The 17985-nt window shown below is 37.0% G+C and carries 12 protein-coding genes; 10 read left to right on the plus strand and 2 right to left on the minus strand.

Annotation, left to right across the window (positions count from 1 at the left end):
- Nucleotides 1–2 precede the first annotated feature (2 nt).
- The 4 genes from B5X53_RS07140 to B5X53_RS07155 all read left to right on the plus strand — a co-directional run bounded on the left by B5X53_RS07140 (nucleotide 3) and on the right by B5X53_RS07155 (nucleotide 6722).
- On the plus strand, nucleotides 3–4373 hold the full coding sequence (locus B5X53_RS07140) for a translocation/assembly module TamB domain-containing protein (protein ID WP_232764146.1): 4371 nt from the start codon (nucleotides 3–5) through the stop codon (nucleotides 4371–4373).
- Nucleotides 4374–4459: 86 nt separating this feature from the next.
- Nucleotides 4460–5446, plus strand: coding sequence for a 6-phosphofructokinase (gene pfkA / locus B5X53_RS07145; protein WP_079712544.1), 987 nt, complete (start codon nucleotides 4460–4462; stop codon nucleotides 5444–5446).
- A 3-nt stretch (nucleotides 5447–5449) separates the two neighbouring features.
- Nucleotides 5450–5815: a methylglyoxal synthase gene (locus B5X53_RS07150; protein WP_079712545.1), complete on the plus strand. Its 366-nt coding sequence runs from the start codon at nucleotides 5450–5452 to the stop codon at nucleotides 5813–5815.
- 61 nt (nucleotides 5816–5876) lie between these two features.
- Nucleotides 5877–6722: a hypothetical protein gene (locus tag B5X53_RS07155; protein ID WP_079712546.1), complete on the plus strand. Its 846-nt coding sequence runs from the start codon at nucleotides 5877–5879 to the stop codon at nucleotides 6720–6722.
- Here the strand turns inward: B5X53_RS07155 and B5X53_RS07160 are convergent.
- Nucleotides 6719–7102: a RidA family protein gene (locus tag B5X53_RS07160; RefSeq protein ID WP_079712547.1), complete on the minus strand. Its 384-nt coding sequence runs from the start codon at nucleotides 7100–7102 to the stop codon at nucleotides 6719–6721. The two genes, B5X53_RS07155 and B5X53_RS07160, sit on opposite strands and share 4 nt — an antisense overlap.
- 19 nt (nucleotides 7103–7121) lie before the next feature.
- Nucleotides 7122–9851, minus strand: coding sequence for a putative LPS assembly protein LptD (locus tag B5X53_RS07165; RefSeq protein WP_079712548.1), 2730 nt, complete (start codon nucleotides 9849–9851; stop codon nucleotides 7122–7124).
- A 136-nt stretch (nucleotides 9852–9987) separates the two neighbouring features.
- Here B5X53_RS07165 and B5X53_RS07170 point away from each other — a divergent pair, with 136 nt between their 5' ends.
- The 6 genes from B5X53_RS07170 (at nucleotide 9988) to B5X53_RS07195 (ending at nucleotide 17908) form a co-directional block, all read left to right on the plus strand.
- Nucleotides 9988–11094: an N-acetylmuramoyl-L-alanine amidase family protein gene (locus B5X53_RS07170; protein WP_079712549.1), complete on the plus strand. Its 1107-nt coding sequence runs from the start codon at nucleotides 9988–9990 to the stop codon at nucleotides 11092–11094.
- A 55-nt stretch (nucleotides 11095–11149) separates the two neighbouring features.
- The gene (locus B5X53_RS07175) at nucleotides 11150–12106 is read left to right on the plus strand and encodes an MlaD family protein (RefSeq protein WP_079712550.1); all 957 of its coding nucleotides are present in this window, start codon (nucleotides 11150–11152) and stop codon (nucleotides 12104–12106) included.
- 6 nt (nucleotides 12107–12112) lie between these two features.
- A complete protein-coding gene (locus tag B5X53_RS07180; protein ID WP_079712551.1) occupies nucleotides 12113–13453 on the plus strand; it encodes a 4Fe-4S dicluster domain-containing protein in 1341 nt (446 codons plus the stop codon).
- 78 nt (nucleotides 13454–13531) lie between these two features.
- The gene (locus tag B5X53_RS07185; protein ID WP_079712552.1) at nucleotides 13532–14323 is read left to right on the plus strand and encodes a (Fe-S)-binding protein; all 792 of its coding nucleotides are present in this window, start codon (nucleotides 13532–13534) and stop codon (nucleotides 14321–14323) included.
- Nucleotides 14324–14495: 172 nt separating this feature from the next.
- Nucleotides 14496–14981, plus strand: coding sequence for an ABC transporter ATPase (locus tag B5X53_RS07190; RefSeq protein WP_079712553.1), 486 nt, complete (start codon nucleotides 14496–14498; stop codon nucleotides 14979–14981).
- Complete coding sequence (locus B5X53_RS07195; protein WP_079712554.1) at nucleotides 14981–17908, plus strand: serine hydrolase domain-containing protein; 2928 nt, start codon at nucleotides 14981–14983, stop codon at nucleotides 17906–17908. Before B5X53_RS07190 ends, B5X53_RS07195 begins: the two co-directional genes overlap by 1 nt.
- Nucleotides 17909–17985 lie beyond the last annotated feature (77 nt).

Consider the following 17985-nt stretch of genomic DNA (forward strand, 5'->3'; position numbering starts at 1 on the left):
TTTTGATCGTTTTCTCTATTCCCGCCGTTCAAACCGGTATTGCAAACCGTATTACTACCTCAATTAATGAAAATAACAAGGTAAATATTTCTGTAGACCGTGTTAGCCTCACGTATTTTGGGCGGGTGAAAATTAACGGAATTTACATTGAAGATCATCATAATGATACCTTAATTTTTACTAAAGAATTACGTACTTCCCTTTTGGGGGTTTCAAACCTCTTTAGCAATAATCCACATTTAGGAAAAACCTATTTAGATGGGTTAGAATTAAATATGCGAAAATATAAAGGAGAGGATAGGGATAATCTCGCTTATTTTATTCAGCAATTAAGTACTGAACCCACTGGAGATTCTACACAATTTGAACTTTTGGTAGATAGAGTAGAAGTCAATAACGGCTATTATAGTTTTGTAAATGAAGAAAGTGAAAACCCCGAATTTGTAGTCCTGGATGATTTAAATATTTATGCCACCGATTTAAAAATTAAAGGGTCTGAGGTTAATGTTAATATTGAAGGTCTTAAAGGTTATGAAAAGCGTGGCTTAAGAATAGATAATTTAAGTACGGATTTTTTCTATAATCCGCAGCGAATGATTTTTGATGATCTCACGATTCAAACTCCCCAGTCTTTGGTTAAAGCAGACCTGGAATTCAATTATGAAACGGAATATTTTTCAGACTTTGTAAATAAAGTAGAAGTGACAGGAACTTTTACGGAAAGTATTATTTCCAGTACAGATCTTCAAACTTTTTATTCAAATTTTGGAGATGACCAGATAATGCAGTTAACTACAGATATTACCGGAACCTTAAATGACTTTGTTCTTCCCAATTTGCAATTAACAGGAATGGATCGCAGCAGTATTCAGGGAGAAGTTAATGTAGAAGGTGCTTTTTCCCGTGGGGGTGAAGATTTTAAACTTACCGGAGATTTTGAAAATTTTACCACCAATTATTACGACCTGGTAAATTTATTGCCGGGTGACCTTGAAGGAAAACTCCCTGAAAATCTCCGTGATTTTGGCAATTTAAGAATGCGTGGTGATGCCATAGTTACTGGTTCAAATTTAGATGCCGATGTGATTATAAACACGCAGCTAGGTTCGGCTGAAGCTGATTTGGTTTTACGTGGTTTTGATAACCCAAGAGAGGTTACCTACGAAGGAAAACTAATTTTTGAAAATGTAAATATTGGTAAACTCGCCAATAATGAAAATCTTGGTAAAACCAGTTTCAACCTTGATATAGATGGTAGCGGGTTTGATGCTGAATCCCTGAATGCCGAGTTAAAAGGCCAAATTTCTAAACTGCAATTTAACGGGTATACCTACCAGAGTATAAGAGTTATCGGGAATCTTAGAAATCCGGTTTTTAACGGGTTATTGATGGCGAGCGATCCTAATTTAAAAATGGAATTCAATGGTTTGGCCGACCTTTCTGAAGATATAAATAATTACGATTTTGAGGCATCTGTTGGTTATGCCGATCTAAACGCCCTTAATTTTGTTTCTCGCGATACCCTTTCCATTTTTAAAGGAGACGTGATTATGAATATGAAAGGCACAGATATAGACGATGCTTTTGGTGAAATTTTATTGCTCAATACTTCGTATCAAAATCAAAATGATCTTTATTTTTTTGATGATTTCAGCATAACTTCCAGTTTTGAAGGCCGGGAAAGAACCTTAAGTATCAATTCTCCGGATGTGATAAGCGGCGAGATTATTGGAGATTTCAATCTTTCAGAAATAAGACCTTTAATTGAGAATTCCCTGGGAAGCATTTACACCAATTACCAGCCCAGAACCATTACCAACAACCAATATCTTGAGTTCGATTTTGATATATATAATAAGATTATAGAAGTTTTTTATCCTGAAATTAATCTTGCGCCAAATACTTTTATTCGTGGGCATTTAGCTTCAGATGAATCTGAATTTAAAGTGAATTTCCGTTCTCCCAGAATAGATATTTTTGGAAATATGATGGAAACGGTTAATCTAAACGTAGACAATACCAACCCTATTTACAATACTTATTTTGAAGCCGACAGTGTGGCTACAGATTTTTATAACTTTTCAGAATTCAGCTTTATCAACGTAACCCAGCGGGATACACTTTTTATAAGATCTGAATTTCAAGGCGGAAACAACAATGAAGATTTCTTTAACCTTAACCTCTTTCATACCATTAACGAAGAAAATAAATCGGTTATTGGGGTACAGCGGTCAGATCTTACTTTTAAAAATAATACCTGGTTTGTAAACGAAGAAAGTAATAAAAGCAACAAAATAGTTTTCGACCTCGATTTTAAAGATTTTGCGATAGATTCTTTGGTAATGAGTCATAAAAATGAGGAAATAAGGCTTAGCGGCGTTATGCGCGATTCTACTTATAAAGATTTTAAAATGGAATTTGATAATGTAGATATTGGCAAAATTACTCCCCACGTAGATAGCCTTGATCTCGCAGGAACATTGAACGGTAAATTCGATTTACTTCAGGAAAACGGGGCCTATTATCCCAATACAAATCTTAGGGTAGATTCTTTGAATATTAACGATAATTTACTGGGTAATTTGGTGCTTGCTGTAGAAGGAAATGAAAATCTCACAAAGTATGATATAAATGCGAATTTGCGTAAAAACGGAAATGAATCCTTAAATGCAATAGGAAGTATTAATGTGAGTGGGAGTGAACCAACCATAGAAATGGATGTAGATTTGGACGAATTAAACCTCGCTGCTTTTAGTCCCTTAGGAGGGGAAGTGCTTAGTAATATTAGGGGAGGGGCATCAGGAAATGCGCAGGTTTCCGGAAATTACAAAAATCCCGATTTTTCGGGAGAAATAAGTCTTGAAAATGCCGGTTTACGGGTTCCATACCTTAATATAGACCTCGATTTTAAAGATGAAGCGGTCGTTAATTTAACCCAGCAGGAATTTGTATTTGATGATGTTGAAATTGAAGATACCAAGTATAAAACCACCGGAACACTAAATGGAAGTATAGGCCATACAAATTTTAAAGAATGGGATCTAAACCTGAATATTGATACTGACAGGCTCTTGGTTTTAGATACTGAAGGCGATGAAGATGCACTGTATTACGGAACTGCTTTTATAAGTGGCGATGCCAGTATAGCTGGCCCTACCGATCAATTAGTTATAGATGTCACTGCCACAACAGAACGGGGAACTGTTTTTAAAATTCCGTTGAACGATACAGAATCGGTTGGAGATAATTCTTACATTCATTTTTTAAGTCCGGAAGAAAAAGCAGCTCGCGAAGCCGGTGAATCTATTGAACTTCCAGAAGTCACCGGTCTGGAACTTATTTTTGACCTGGATGTTACAAATGATGCTGAAGTAGAAGTAGTGGTAGATCAAACCAGTGGTAGCACATTAAGGGGTCGTGGGTCGGGAAACTTGCTTTTGGAGATTAATACTAACGGAAAATTTAATATGTGGGGTGATTTTGTAGTATATGAAGGAGTTTATAATTTTAAATATGCGGGATTAGTACAAAAGGTTTTTAATGTTGAATCTGGCGGGAGTATCAACTGGAACGGAGACCCAACTGATGCCCAACTTGATGTAAGCGCAATTTATGCCTTAAATGCAAACCCTGCAGTTTTACTTGAAAACCCTTCGATTAACAGGAAAATTCCGGTTGAAGTGGTTATTAATCTTCAGGGCGAAATAGAACAACCAGATATTACTTTTGATATTGCTTTTCCAAACGCCAGTTCTGTAGTTCGATCTGAGTTAGAATATAGAATGGACGACCGCTCCAGTAAAGAACTTCAAGCTTTATTCCTGGTAACCCAGGGGGCTTTTTATAGTGAATTCGGTTTAAGACAAAATGCAATTACAGGAACTTTGGCCGAAAGAGCTTCGAGTATAGTGAACGATATTTTTGCGGGAGACGATGGTAAATTCCAGGTTGGGGTTAATTATGTTCAGGGAGATCGTACTCCAGATCAGCAAACCGTAGACCGTTTTGGATTAACCCTTTCAACTCAAATTAATGACCGCGTGATTATTAATGGCCAGGTGGGTGTACCAATTGGAGGCGTAACCGAATCCATAATTGTAGGAGACCTTGAAATAGATTTTCTTTTAAACGAAGACGGCAGCTTAAGAGCCAAGGTTTTTAACCGGGAAAATAATATTCAGTTTATAGGAGAGGAAATCGGTTTTACCCAAGGAGTTGGTTTATCTTATTCTGTAGATTTTGACACCTTTAAAGAATTGATTAGAAAAATTGCTAATACAGAAATTCAGTCTTTAAATAGCGAAACCGAGAATGAAGAAACTTCCTCACGTCCACAATCTCCCGATTATATTCGATTTCCCGATGAAAACTAGCATTAGCTCGATTATCGAGTAAAACTTATTCTTTTTTCTTTTCAGGTAGCTTCGGAGTTTGTAATTTTAGGCAAGAAATTGAAAGTATGGCAAAAAGAGTTAAAAGAATTGGAGTAATGACCTCCGGTGGAGATTCCCCGGGAATGAACGCTGCAATCAGGGCTGTTGCAAGGGCCAGTTCTTACTATCGCGTAGAATGTCTCGGGTTCATGAGAGGCTTCCAGGGAATGATAGAAAACGATTATATAGAGCTTAATGCACGTAGCGTTAGAAATATTATTAATTTGGGCGGGACAATCCTGAAATCTGCCAGGTCAAAAGAATTTCTTACTGAAGAAGGACGGGCAAAAGCTGCGGCCAACCTCAAAAAAGCCAATATTGATGCAATGATTCTTATTGGTGGTGACGGGACCTTTAGAGGTGGAAAGGTGTTTAGTGAAGAACATAATATTCCCGTAATTGGTGTTCCAGGAACTATAGATAACGATATTTTTGGAACCCATTACACCATAGGTTACGATACTGCTTTAAATACGGTTATAGATGCGGTAGATAAAATTCGCGATACTGCCAGCTCCCATAATAGATTATTCTTTGTAGAAGTAATGGGTAGGGACGCCGGATTTATTGCGCTAAACAGCGGTATTGGAGCAGGAGCAGAGGAAATTTTAATTCCCGAAGAAGATCTTGGTTTAGATCGTTTACTAAACTCACTGGAGCGCAGTCGTAGATCAGGAAAAACTTCAAGTATAGTTATTGTTTCTGAAGGTGATAAAATTGGGAAAAACGTATTTGAACTCGCGGCCTACGTAAAAGATAATTTACCGTATTATGATGCAAAAGTTACCGTTTTAGGCCATATTCAACGCGGGGGAAGCCCAACCTGTTTTGATCGGGTTTTGGCCAGTAGACTATGCGTAAAGGCTGTAGAACTTGCCCTGGACGGTCAGCAGGATATTATGGTTGGGATGATGAATAATGAAATCAAAGCCATAGAACTGGTAAATGCCTTAAAATCAAAACCTACAATTAATAAAGAATTGCTACGCATTTCTGATATTTTATCTGTCTAATTTATGAAAACAGTTGCAATCATTGCCCACAACGGGAAAAAGGCTGAGATGGTTCAGTTTTTAAACAACCATAAGGAAGCCCTTCAGGCTAAAAATATTACTTTAATCGCCACCGGTACTACCGGTGCGAAAACAGAATCTGCCGGTTTTGAAGTTGAAAAATTACTTTCAGGACCATTAGGCGGGGATGCACAAATTGCATCCCGTATTGCTGAAGGTAAAGTAGATATGGTAATTTTCTTTAGAGACCCGCTGGACAAACACCCACACGAACCCGATATATTTATGTTGATGCGTTTATGTGATGTACATGATATTCCGCTTGCTACAAACCCTGCCAGTGCCCGTTTATTAATGCAGGCCTTCTAAACCCTAATTGATTTTATTGAAATTTTCACCACGCTTTCTTCTTTTTATAATTCTTGTTTTAATGATCTCAACCTCCTCGTTGCGATCACAGAGCAATAATACTGAGGCGGCTATTTTTAATATCGGAATAGGATCGATTTTTAGTGGGGTTGGTGCAGTTATAAATAAAGAACCACAGGAGAAGTTAGGAAAAGTGCTATTTAAAGGAATGGCCCAGGGCGCACTTGGCGGTTACCTGGTTTACGAAAGTAAAGTTATTGCCGGAAGAATTTCCAAACAGGAAAACCTGACTTATGGCTGGCCCGCAAAGTTTATGAATTCGGCGGGAACTTCAATAATAGAAAATGCCGCTTCCAATAGGAATTTCTGGGAACAATGGAACCTTAATATTGGTTTTAACCGAATAGAATTTCATACAAAAGATCGTTTTCAGCTTAAATACAGGATCCAACCGGTGTCTTTTCTTCTAACCGCTTACACCGCAGTTCAAAACAAATTTGAACCTGAATTAAGTTTAAGGGTTGGGGAATTTGTATTTTCAGGAAACAATACTTTTGGATATGAGGATAATAACGATTATTACCTTGGCAGAGCAATAAGTACAGCAATATTACTAAATCCGGAAGCCGGCGGATTTAATTATACCACCATGGCGCACGAATTAATTCACGTATTTCAGTATTACGATTTCAATGTACTTAACACCTATTTAAATAAACCTTTAGAGGAATTTAAAGATGGCTCTGGCTTCTTCCGGAAAATGGACAAAATCTTTTATTACGATTTTAATATTTTCGCTTTTGCCGGATTGTATAAAATGGAACATTTTGGTAAAGACCAGAAATCTTTTGAAGGTTATTACTCCAATTACTTTGAGCGTGAAGCTTATCTTTTCAGTACTTATTAATCTTTTACCGCAATTGCGCTTATCTCTACATTCACAAATTTTGGAAGGTTTGCAACTTCAACTGTTTCCCTGGCAGGTGCAGTTTCGGCATTAAAATAGGACGCATACACCTCGTTTATTTTAGCGAAATTATTCATGTCGCTTATAAAAATTGAAGTTTTAATAACGTTTTCAAAATCCATTCCTGCTTCAGCAAGAATTGCCTTTAGGTTTTGCATTACCCTTGTTGTTTCCGCTTGAAGTTCGCCGGTTTCCAGCTTGTTAGTTTCAGGATTAAGTGCTATTTGACCAGAAATATAAAGCATATTTCCGGTTAAAACTGCTTGGTTATAGGGCCCAATTGGAGCCGGAGCTTTGTCGGTTTTAATAATCTTTTTCATCATTTTAAACTTTTAAATTTTATAATCTTCGGTCTGGTTCGTTTCGTTTATCGTATTTAATATCACTTAAGATAGACGATTTAATCCCGATAAAGAAATACCAGGATCTACGTTCGCTAAAAGGCACCCAGTTAAAACTTAACCGCCAGGTATTTAAATCCCGTTGAAATCTTAATTGGGTATAAGTAAAACCTAATTCTTTTAAATCGTAACCCGAGGAAGCTCCAACCACCCATTTTGGTGAAAGTTCAACATCTCCCGAAAACATAATGGAGTGGGAGGTAATTTCATTTTGCCGCGCGGTATTATTATACGTCATCGTATAAGAAAGCCTTAGATCCCACGGAATTTTGTAATTATACCAGTTATCATTTCTTTCTCCACGCTCTTCATCGTCAAAAGGATCTTCTTCTTCATCGTAAAACTTTCCTTCTAAATCAGATCCTTTTCCAAAAAGATCATCGCGCCTTCCCCCACCGCGATAAGTATCGTTGTCTATTTCATCTTCACTTTCGTCTTCGCCTTCATCTTCAAAATCTTTACTGGAAAAAGCATAACCAAAACTTACGTTAGCATTGGTAAACCTGAATAAACTACCGCCGTTGTTTATGTTTAGTTTATCGGTTCTCCGGTTATTATTATCCAAAGCATAGATATCCATATTACCGGCAACGTTAATATCCAGTTTATCTCGAACTATCGGGATACTACCTCTAAGCGCAATTGGAGAAAGCTTAGGCTGGCCATCTTCACCGGCGAGGTTATATGCCGTACTCATACTAAAGTTATTCAGCAGGGTGATTTTTTCCGGTTCGGTTGCTGTACTGTCTTTAGAGCGTACTTTAGCTTCCAGGGTATTGCTTAAACTAAGCCCCAGCGAACTTGAAAACCTATTTCCAGGAGCACCATATAAAGAGCCGTCAAACCTGGAATAATCTACCATATTTGTTTCTATAGGATTTGCAGGATCAATACGCTCATAAGTGTCATAATACTGGTCAAAAGCAGGGTTTACGTTATAACTAATTGAAGGTCGCATTACGTGCCTAATAGCCTGGATTTTTTTATCCTTTCCAAAACTCTTTAATCCATATAAAGTTGTACCTACACTGGCTCCAAAATTATAGGTCCGGTAGGAATCAAAGCCGTTTATGGTATCAATAACCACCTCGTTATTAAATTCATCGTAAGATTGTTCAAAGGTTCTAAAAACCCAGTTCTCTTCGTAATTAGCATTAGCACTAACACTTAAATAATTAAATAATTTAAAGTTTGTAGTAACCGGAATGGAATGTTGCGCTCCATAATTAGCATCCTGAAACATTTCAGGTTTAAAAAACAAGGAATCTGTTGTTCTAATTTGATTCTCGGCCCTTATATTATATTGAAAATTTATATTCTCAATTAATCCTTTTTTAGCCCCGGTTTTTGGCGCAAAAGGATAAATACGCGTCATACTCGCCTGCAAAGTTGGCAAACTCATATTTATAGTTTGCGTCCTGGTATTTTGTTGGTGCCTGGCTGCAAGGCTTAAATTAACCTGTGGTTCGCCGGGAAATGTTTTACTATACGAAACCGAAGAACTTAAAGTATTGGTTAAGAAATTACCGGTATTCATTTGATTTACAGAATTCTGATAATAAGTACTACTCCCAAGGTTTACCGATGCACTAAACCTGGAATTAGGATTTGCCTTGGCATCCTGATTGTGTGACCACTGTATGTTATAGACCGATTGTTCTGCAAAATCGGGGAAACCACGTTCACTCTGAAAAAGATTTTCGTAACGTATTCTTACATTTCCGCGGTAATTATAACGCTTGGCATAATTACTTTCCAGTCGTACGGCATAACTCCCGTTGGTATAATAATCTCCTAAAGTTAGTAAATCTACATAGTCGCTAATGGCGAAATAATAACCTCCGTTTTGAAGAAAATAACCACGCCGGCTATCCCCAAAACTGGGGATTATAAATCCTGAAGTTTCCTCTTCGGTTAATGGGAAATATCCAAAAGGAAGCCCCAATGGTGTAGGCACATCTGCCAGGTACATATTTACAAATCCTGCCACGATCTTTTTATCGGGGACAAATTTTATTTTACGGGCATAGAAATAATAATCGGGGTTATCTAAATCTTCATCTGTGGTAAAGCGTACATTCTGCATAAAATATACTGAATCATTTTCACGCTTGGTAACTTCACCTCTTACATTAAAATTAGCTTGTTGTGTCCTGGAATTATAGACCAATGCTCTTTCCGTATCAAAATTAAACCGAATAGAATCTGGTTCTACGGTTTGATTTCCCTGTACAAAAACCGGTTTTTGGGAATATGCGCCGGTAGAGTCGGGAATTCCATAGGCATAGACTTCGTTTTTTTCATTATCCATTATAATAAGCCCGGCATTAATCTGCATATCTCCGTAAATAATTTGTGCTTCATTATAGAGATACATCCGGTTTTCCTTCTGGCTTATTCGCATATAATCTGTTGCCTGGTACTTCACCGCATCAGAAATTAATTGATTGCCCTGTTGCGGAGTTTGCAAAGAATCTCCAACGATACTATCGGTTAGCTTTATGGTTTCAGCAAGTGGTAAGGAGTCGCCCACGGTAACCAGGGAATCTCGTTCCTGGGCTTCAATATCTATTTCCTGGTTATTTCCTATTTCCTGTGCGTTTAGACAAACGATAGGAAGCAGTATAAAAATACAGCGAAAAAGTATATTAGGTATGTTTGTTTGCAATGCTCTAAGTGCTATTTTTGTAAAGAATGGCTTGCTTTTTGCAATTTCAAAATTACATATATTTTTTCAGCTTAGATTTGAGATTTCCTGAAAAAAGTAATTAAAATAATTAGCCTAAACTTAGCGTTACCTTTTTATGAGAACGAACCTACTTAAACTTTTCGTATTTTTCTTCATTTTTCTTGCAAGCTTGCAGGGTTTATTCGCAAATAACGATAAGCCGCGGGATAGATTTGTAGTGGTTTTAGATGCCGGTCATGGAGGAAAAGATCCCGGAAATATGGGAAATGGGTTTAAAGAAAAAGATATTGCGCTTAGCATTATTCTAAAAATTGGTAAAGCCTTAGAAAAACAGGATGGAATTGAAGTTATATACACCCGGGATTCTGATGTCTTTATTCCTTTAGATAAAAGAGCACACATTGCCAATGAAGCCGATGCCGATCTTTTTGTATCGGTACATTGTAATTCTCATAATTCTCAGGCCTATGGTACAGAAACCTTTGTATTGGGGCTTCATAAAACCGCAGAAAATTTTGAAGTAGCCAAAAAGGAAAACTCGGTAATATTTTTAGAGGAAGATTACGAAGTAACTTATGGTGGTTTTAATCCTAATTCCCCTGAATCTTATATAGGAATGGCGCTAATGCAGGAGGAATATTTAAACCAAAGTATTCTTTTAGCCGATTTTGTTCAGAAGAATTTCACCAACGAATTAAAAAGAAAAAATCGCGGAGTAAAACAAGCAGGGTTTTTGGTACTTAAAAACGCGGTAATGCCAAGTGTTCTTATTGAAACCGGATTTTTAACCAATAATCACGAAGGCCCTTATTTAAACAGTACCGGCGGACAAAACAAAATGGCAGCAGCTATTGTAGAAGCAATAGATAAATATGCCAATACCATAAACCTGTCTAACCTGGAGAGCGTTGGGAGCAATTCTTCTTCAAATATGCCTGTTCAAAGTCAGATTTATGAAGGGATAACCTTTAAAATTCAGCTTGCCGCAGGTTCTAAACGTTTAGAAACCAAAGCATACAATTTTAAAGGTTTGCAGAATGTAGAGCGGGCAAGGGAAGATGGTATGTATAAATATTATTATGGAGCTACTTCAGATTATATAAAAATAAATGAGCTTCATAATGAAGCAAAACGGAATGGATATCCTTCAAGTTATATTGTTGCTTTTAAGGATGGCAGCAAGATTACAGTTAATGAGGCGTTAAAATCTAAGGTGAATTAACGGTTCTTTTCTATTTTTATTTCTAAATTTGTCCATATTCCTAAAAAAATAGCTTTTGAAATTTACACGTGAAGTAAAAACTGCATTATTAGCAATAATTGCTATCCTCTTATTAATATTTGGTTATAGTTTCTTAAAGGGTAAAAACCTGCTGGATTCCAGTAGAACTTTTCATGCAGTTTACAACGATGTAGAAGGGCTTTCACCTTCCTCGGCTGTAACAATAAACGGCCTTAAAGTGGGGCAGGTAACCGAAATTAACTTTCTTGATGCCCAGGGAACCCTGGTGGTTAGCTTTACCGTAGAAAATGATTTCGATTTTTCTAAAAACAGTACCGCACAAATTTATGGAGGTAGTATTATTGGTGGAAAATCACTAGCTATTATTCCAGATTACGAAATAGATGAAATGGCGAAATCTGGAGATACATTACAAAGCGATACTGAAGAAGGTATTATGGAGTTGGTAAATGATAAATTAACTCCGCTGCAGGATAAAGTTGAAAATACTATAGTAAGTGCAGATTCTTTAGTTACAGCTATTAATAAAATTCTAAACGACAGTACCAGGCATAATATTCAAAACACTTTTAAAGACCTTAATGCTACGGTAGCTTCATTTAAAGTAACGGCTAATACGCTAGAAGGAATTGTAGGTAGAAATTCAGGAAAAATAGATAATACATTTACCAATCTTGATGAAATGACTACCAATTTCAATTCATTCTCTGATACTTTAACGAAAATGGATATTGGCAAAATCACCGCTGACCTTGAAAAAGTGGTAGCCGATTTTGAAAGTGTTTCAGATAAATTAAATAATAAAGAAGGTACCGCCGGGAAGTTAATTAATGATGATGCCGTTTATAACAACCTGGATAATGCTACCAAACAGTTGGAACAATTACTACAAGACGTAAAACTGAATCCAAAAAGATACGTACATTTCTCTGTCTTCGGTAAAAACCCGAAACCATATAAGGAACCCAAAGAAAAGGATTCAATTAAATAACCAACTATGCAAATTATTTCCCAGGTCTTATTCCTAATTGCCTTAGTGGTAGGTATAGGTTTTTTTATTCGAAACATTCGCAGGTTATTAAGAAACATAAAATTAGGAAAAGAAGTAGACCGCAGCGATAACAAAGGGGAGCGTTTCGCAAAAATGGCCAGGATTGCCTTTGGGCAAAGTAAAATGGTCAAGAAACCGGTTTCAGGATTTCTTCACGTTATTGTTTATGTTGGTTTTATTATTATAAATATTGAAGTTCTTGAAATTATAATAGATGGATTATTCGGAACTCACCGGGTGCTATCTTTTATGGGTGGTTTCTATAATGTTCTTATCGCTTCTTTTGAAGTTTTAGCTTTGCTAGTTTTAATTGGAGTAATTGTATTCTGGATAAGAAGGAATATCTTAAACATATATCGTTTTTTAAGCCGCGAATTAAAGGGCTGGCCTAAAAATGATGCCAATTACATTCTTTATTTTGAAATGGTACTTATGGTACTTTTTCTGGTAATGAATGCTACAGATTATCAGCTTCAGCTTAATGGAGCGCCTCATTATGCGAGTGAAGCAGGCATTACCGGAAGTTTTCCTGTGAGCCAGTTTTTACTTCCAATTTTTGAAGGAATGAGCAATGCAACGCTCATCATTATTGAAAGAGCAGCCTGGTGGTTACATATTTTAGGAATTCTTTTCTTCTTAAATTACCTGTATTACTCCAAGCACTTACATATTCTCCTGGCTTTCCCAAATGTTTACTTATCTAAACTTCAGCCTCAGGGAGAAATGAACAATCTGCAAGCGGTTACCGATGAAGTTAAACTTATGATGGATCCCGATGCCGATCCTTTTGCTGCCCCGGCAGAGGAAGAGGAAGGCGCCGAACCGGATAAGTTTGGAGCTTCAGATGTTTTTGACCTTAACCAGGTTCAATTATTAAATTCATATACCTGTACCGAATGCGGAAGATGTACAGCAGAATGTCCTGCCAATCAAACCGGTAAAAAACTTTCTCCCAGGAAGATTATGATGGATACCCGGGATAGGCTGGAAGAAGTAGGGGAGATCATTAACACAAAAGGTAAATACGAAGATAACGGCAAACAATTACTAGACGATTTTATTTTGCGCGAAGAACTTTGGGCCTGTACCACTTGTAATGCTTGTGTAGAAGCCTGCCCGGTTGGGATAGACCCGCTTTCCATAATTTTAGATATGCGTCGTTATCTGGTAATGGAAGAAAGTGCCGCTCCAAATGAGCTTGCTATTGCAATGACCAATATTGAAAACAATGGCGCACCCTGGCCTTACAACCAGCAAGACAGATTAAACTGGGCTAAAGAGAATTAATTTCTTAATAGCGAATACAATATTTTTAAATACCGAACTTACCAAAAGTCTTTGGAATAAAATTAAAAGAAATTAGATATGGCAGAAGCGTTAAAAGTACCAACAATGGCCGAGTATATGGCAGAAGGCAAAAAACCCGAAGTTTTATTTTGGGTAGGTTGCGCCGGTAGTTTTGATGACAGGGCAAAAAAAATCACCAAGGCTTTTGTGAAATTATTACACGAAGCCGGGGTTGATTTTGCTGTTTTAGGTACAGAAGAAAGCTGTACGGGAGATCCGGCAAAACGAGCCGGAAACGAGTTCCTTTTTCAAATGCAGGCTGCCACAAATATTGAAGTTCTTAATGGTTATGAAATAGAGAAAGTGGTTACGGCCTGTCCGCACTGCTTTAATACTATAAAAAACGAATATCCAGCTCTGGGTGGAAATTACGAAGTAATGCACCACACTCAGTTTTTAAAAGCACTTCTTAACGAAGGAAAATTAAAGGTTGAAGGCGGAAAATTTAAAGGAAAGCGAATCACTTTTCACGATCCTTGTTATTTAGGGCGTGCTAATGGTGAATATGAAGCGCCTCGAGACTTACTTAGAAAACTGGAAGTAGAACTTGTAGAAATGCGTAAATGTAAGTCTAACGGGCTTTGCTGTGGTGCAGGTGGAGGACAAATGTTTAAAGAACCCGAGCCAGGAAATAAAGACGTTAATATAGAACGTACCGAACAAGCAATGGAGGTTAAACCAGAAGTTATTGCTGCCGGTTGCCCGTTTTGTAACACAATGATGACAGATGGTGTAAAGGGAAAAAACAAAGAAGACAGTGTAGAAGTAATGGACGTGGCAGAACTTATTGCCAATGCCCACGATCTCTAAAATACTTTAAGCATTTATATAATAATTCAACTTAAAAAGCTGGAGATTTTTTCTCGGGCTTTTTGACTTTATAAATATAATTTTTGATTTAAATCAAACGTTAAAAGGTAAAACTAACCTTGAGACAATGTTTAAATCAATTAGTTTTGTAAAAATATAATTTCAGTAATTTATGTTAGTACCATTCGAAAGCCTACCCGATTCTTCAAGGGTTTGGATATACCAGGCAAACCGTTCTTTTACTACTGAAGAGTTAGAAGAAATAAAATCAAGATTGGACCAGTTTGTAACTCAATGGACGGCCCATGGAGCCGATTTACAGGCCGGTTATCTAATTAAATATAAAAGATTTATCGTTCTGGCTTTAGACCAGGAAATGAATGCAGCCACCGGTTGTTCTATTGATGCTTCAGTACATTTTATCCAGCAATTGGAAAAAGAATTTAATGTTGATCTATTAGATAAGATGAATGTCTCTTATAAACAGGGAGAGTTTATCGCCTATAAAACCCTTTCAGATTTTAGAAAAATGGCCAAAGAAAAAGCTGTATCTTCTAAAACCATTGTATTTAATAATCTTGTAAATAATAAAGCTGAATTTCTTTCAGATTGGGAGGTTCCTGCTTCTGAAAGTTGGCATAAGCGTTTTGTTAGTTAATGAAATTCACTTTCGCTCCGAAAATCTTTGTCTTAACCTTTTTTCTTCTTGTTTGCTCTACTCTTTCTGCACAAAACAATCCTTTGCTGGCAGAAGATACCGTTGCACAAAAAGAATGGGTAGATAGCACCTATAATGCAATGAGCCTTAAAGAAAAAATAGGGCAGTTGCTAATGATAAGTGTTGCTTCAGAAAGTAGTAACACTTATATTGAAAAGGCGAAAAAACAAATTTCAGAAGAATATATTGGGGGCGTTATTTTCTCTAAAGGCGGTCCGCTAAGACAGGCAAAATTAACCAACGAATTCCAAGAACTTTCCAGAACTCCACTTCTTATAGGAATGGATGCCGAATGGGGCCTCGCAATGCGCCTTGATTCTACCTTCACGCTACCCTGGAATATGACGCTGGGGGCTATTCAGGATAATAATTTAATTGAAGAAGCAGGGGCCGCAATTTCCAGGCATACTAAAAGACTGGGTGTACATATTAATTTTGCTCCGGTTGTAGATATTAATACCAATCCTAATAATCCTATCATTGGAAATAGAAGTTTTGGGGAGAATAAAATTAATGTAGCCGAAAAATCGCTTGCCTTTATGCAAGGTATGCATCGGGTTGGTACATTATCCAGCGCAAAACATTTTCCGGGCCACGGCGATACAGATACCGATTCGCATAAAACCTTACCAACTATTCCGTTTTCAAAAGAAAGGCTGGATAGTTTAGAACTTTATCCATACTATCCTTTAATTACCCACGGACTTTCCAGTGTGATGGTTGCACATTTAAACGTGCCTGCCATTCAGGAAAATTCAAGGACTCCATCTTCGCTTTCTAAAGTGATAATCACAGATCTTCTAAAGGAAAAAATGAATTTTGAAGGACTTATTTTTACTGATGCCCTTAATATGAAAGGCCTTACCAATAATGCAGAAGCTGGGGATGCTGAATTAAGAGCATTTTTGGCAGGAAATGATGTGTTATTAATGCCTGAAAAAGTTGAAGTTGCTTCTGAAGTTTTAATCAATGCTTATAAAAACAATATTATTACCCCTGGGAGATTAGCACATTCTGTAAAAAAGATACTTCAGGCAAAATATAAGGCAGGACTGAACGAGCAAGAAAGCGTTCAGGAGAATTTTATTTTTGAGGAACTTAATTCGGTTCGGGATAAGGTTTTATTAGAAGAACTCTTTGAAAATGCACTTACCCTAATTAAAAATAACAAAGCCGTTTTACCGGTTAAAGATATTGCCGATTCCCGTATAGCTTATGTAAATTTTGGCGATGCCGATGGTAGTATGTTTTTAAACGAATTAAAGAGATACACCCATATAGATTGGGTTTCAGCAACACGTTTAAGCGATTTACAGAAGAAGTTAGAAGAATATGATCTTGTAATTTTAGGTTATCACAAGCCTAATAGCAGTCCCTGGGCATCTTATAAATTTTCATCAGGAGAATTACACTGGATCAATCAAATTGCTACAGAAAATAAAACAGTATTAAGTCTTTTTTCGAGTCCGTATGCCTTAAGGGAACTCCTCGGAATCAACGAGTTGGAAGGAATTCTAGTTAATTATCAAAATCATCCCGTAGCCCAGGAAAAAGCTGCCCAGCTAATTTTTGGGGCTGTTGAGGCCAGAGGGAAACTTCCTGTAAGCATAGGTAATAATTTTCCCGAAGGTACGGGTTATCAAACCCAAAACATAGATAGACTGGCTTACGGACTACCTGAAAGTGTGGGTTTAAATTCCTATAAATTAAACAGAATAGACAGTATAATTACTGAAGCTATTGATAAAGAAATGACGCCTGGCGCTCAAATTCTAATAGCGCGAAAAGGAAAAATAGTTTACAACAAAAACTTTGGTTATCATACGTACGATAAGAAAATCCCGGTTTCAGATACTTCGGTTTACGATTTGGCTTCACTAACCAAAATTCTAGCGACTTTACCGCTTATTATGGAACAGGAAGAAGAAGGGATTGTTAGTTTTGATTCAAGACTTGGAGAAATGATGCCTGTTTTTCAGAATTCGAATAAAGCAAATATCAGGTTGCAGGATATGCTTATGCATTATGCCCGGTTAAAATCCTGGATTCCTTTTCATATAAATACAATAGACAGAAAAACAAGATTACCTTCAGAAGATTATTTTCATAAAAGGCCTTCAGCTGAATTTAATACCAAAGTTGCCAACGAAATGTATCTTAGAAATGATATGAAAGATACAATTATCAATATCATTAAAGATAGCGACTTAGAACGGAGTTTAGATTATAAATACAGCGATCTCCCGTTTTACATTTTAAAATATTATCTGGAAGGTTATTATGGCCAAACTTTACATAATCTTACACAGGAGAAAATCTATAAACCATTAGGCGCCACCCATACAGGTTATTTACCAACGTCAAGATTTCCTTTAGAACAAATTGTCCCTACCGAAATTGATAAGCTATGGCGCAGGCAACTTATTCATGGGGTGGTTCACGATCAGGGAGCCGCATTACAGGGCGGCATTGGTGGTCATGCCGGTCTTTTTAGCACCGCTAACGATGTGGCTAAAATTATGCATGTATACCTTAATAATGGGATGTACGGCGGTAAACAATATTTAAAAGAAGAAACCATTTCAAAATTCAATACCTGTTATTATTGCGAAAAAAATGTAAGACGTGGCGTTGGTTTCGACAAACCCCAACTGGGAAGCTCAGGACCAACCTGTAATTGCTTATCTATGGAAAGTTTTGGCCATAGCGGTTTTACCGGCACCTTTGCCTGGGCAGACCCCGAAGAAGAAATTGTTTATGTATTTTTGTCTAATAGAACTTTTCCCGATTCTACCAATAGGAAGTTAATTAGGGAGGATGTAAGATCTAGAATACAAGAAGTTATCTACGAATCTATAGATTTTTAGATAATTGGGTGAATGGCCTGCAAAACTTAATTTGAAAACAAAAAATCGGCCTTGGTCGTAATTTAAATTCTCACTAA

The sequence above is a fragment of the Salegentibacter salinarum genome (assembly GCF_900168115.1).
GTDB lineage: Bacteria > Bacteroidota > Bacteroidia > Flavobacteriales > Flavobacteriaceae > Salegentibacter > Salegentibacter salinarum.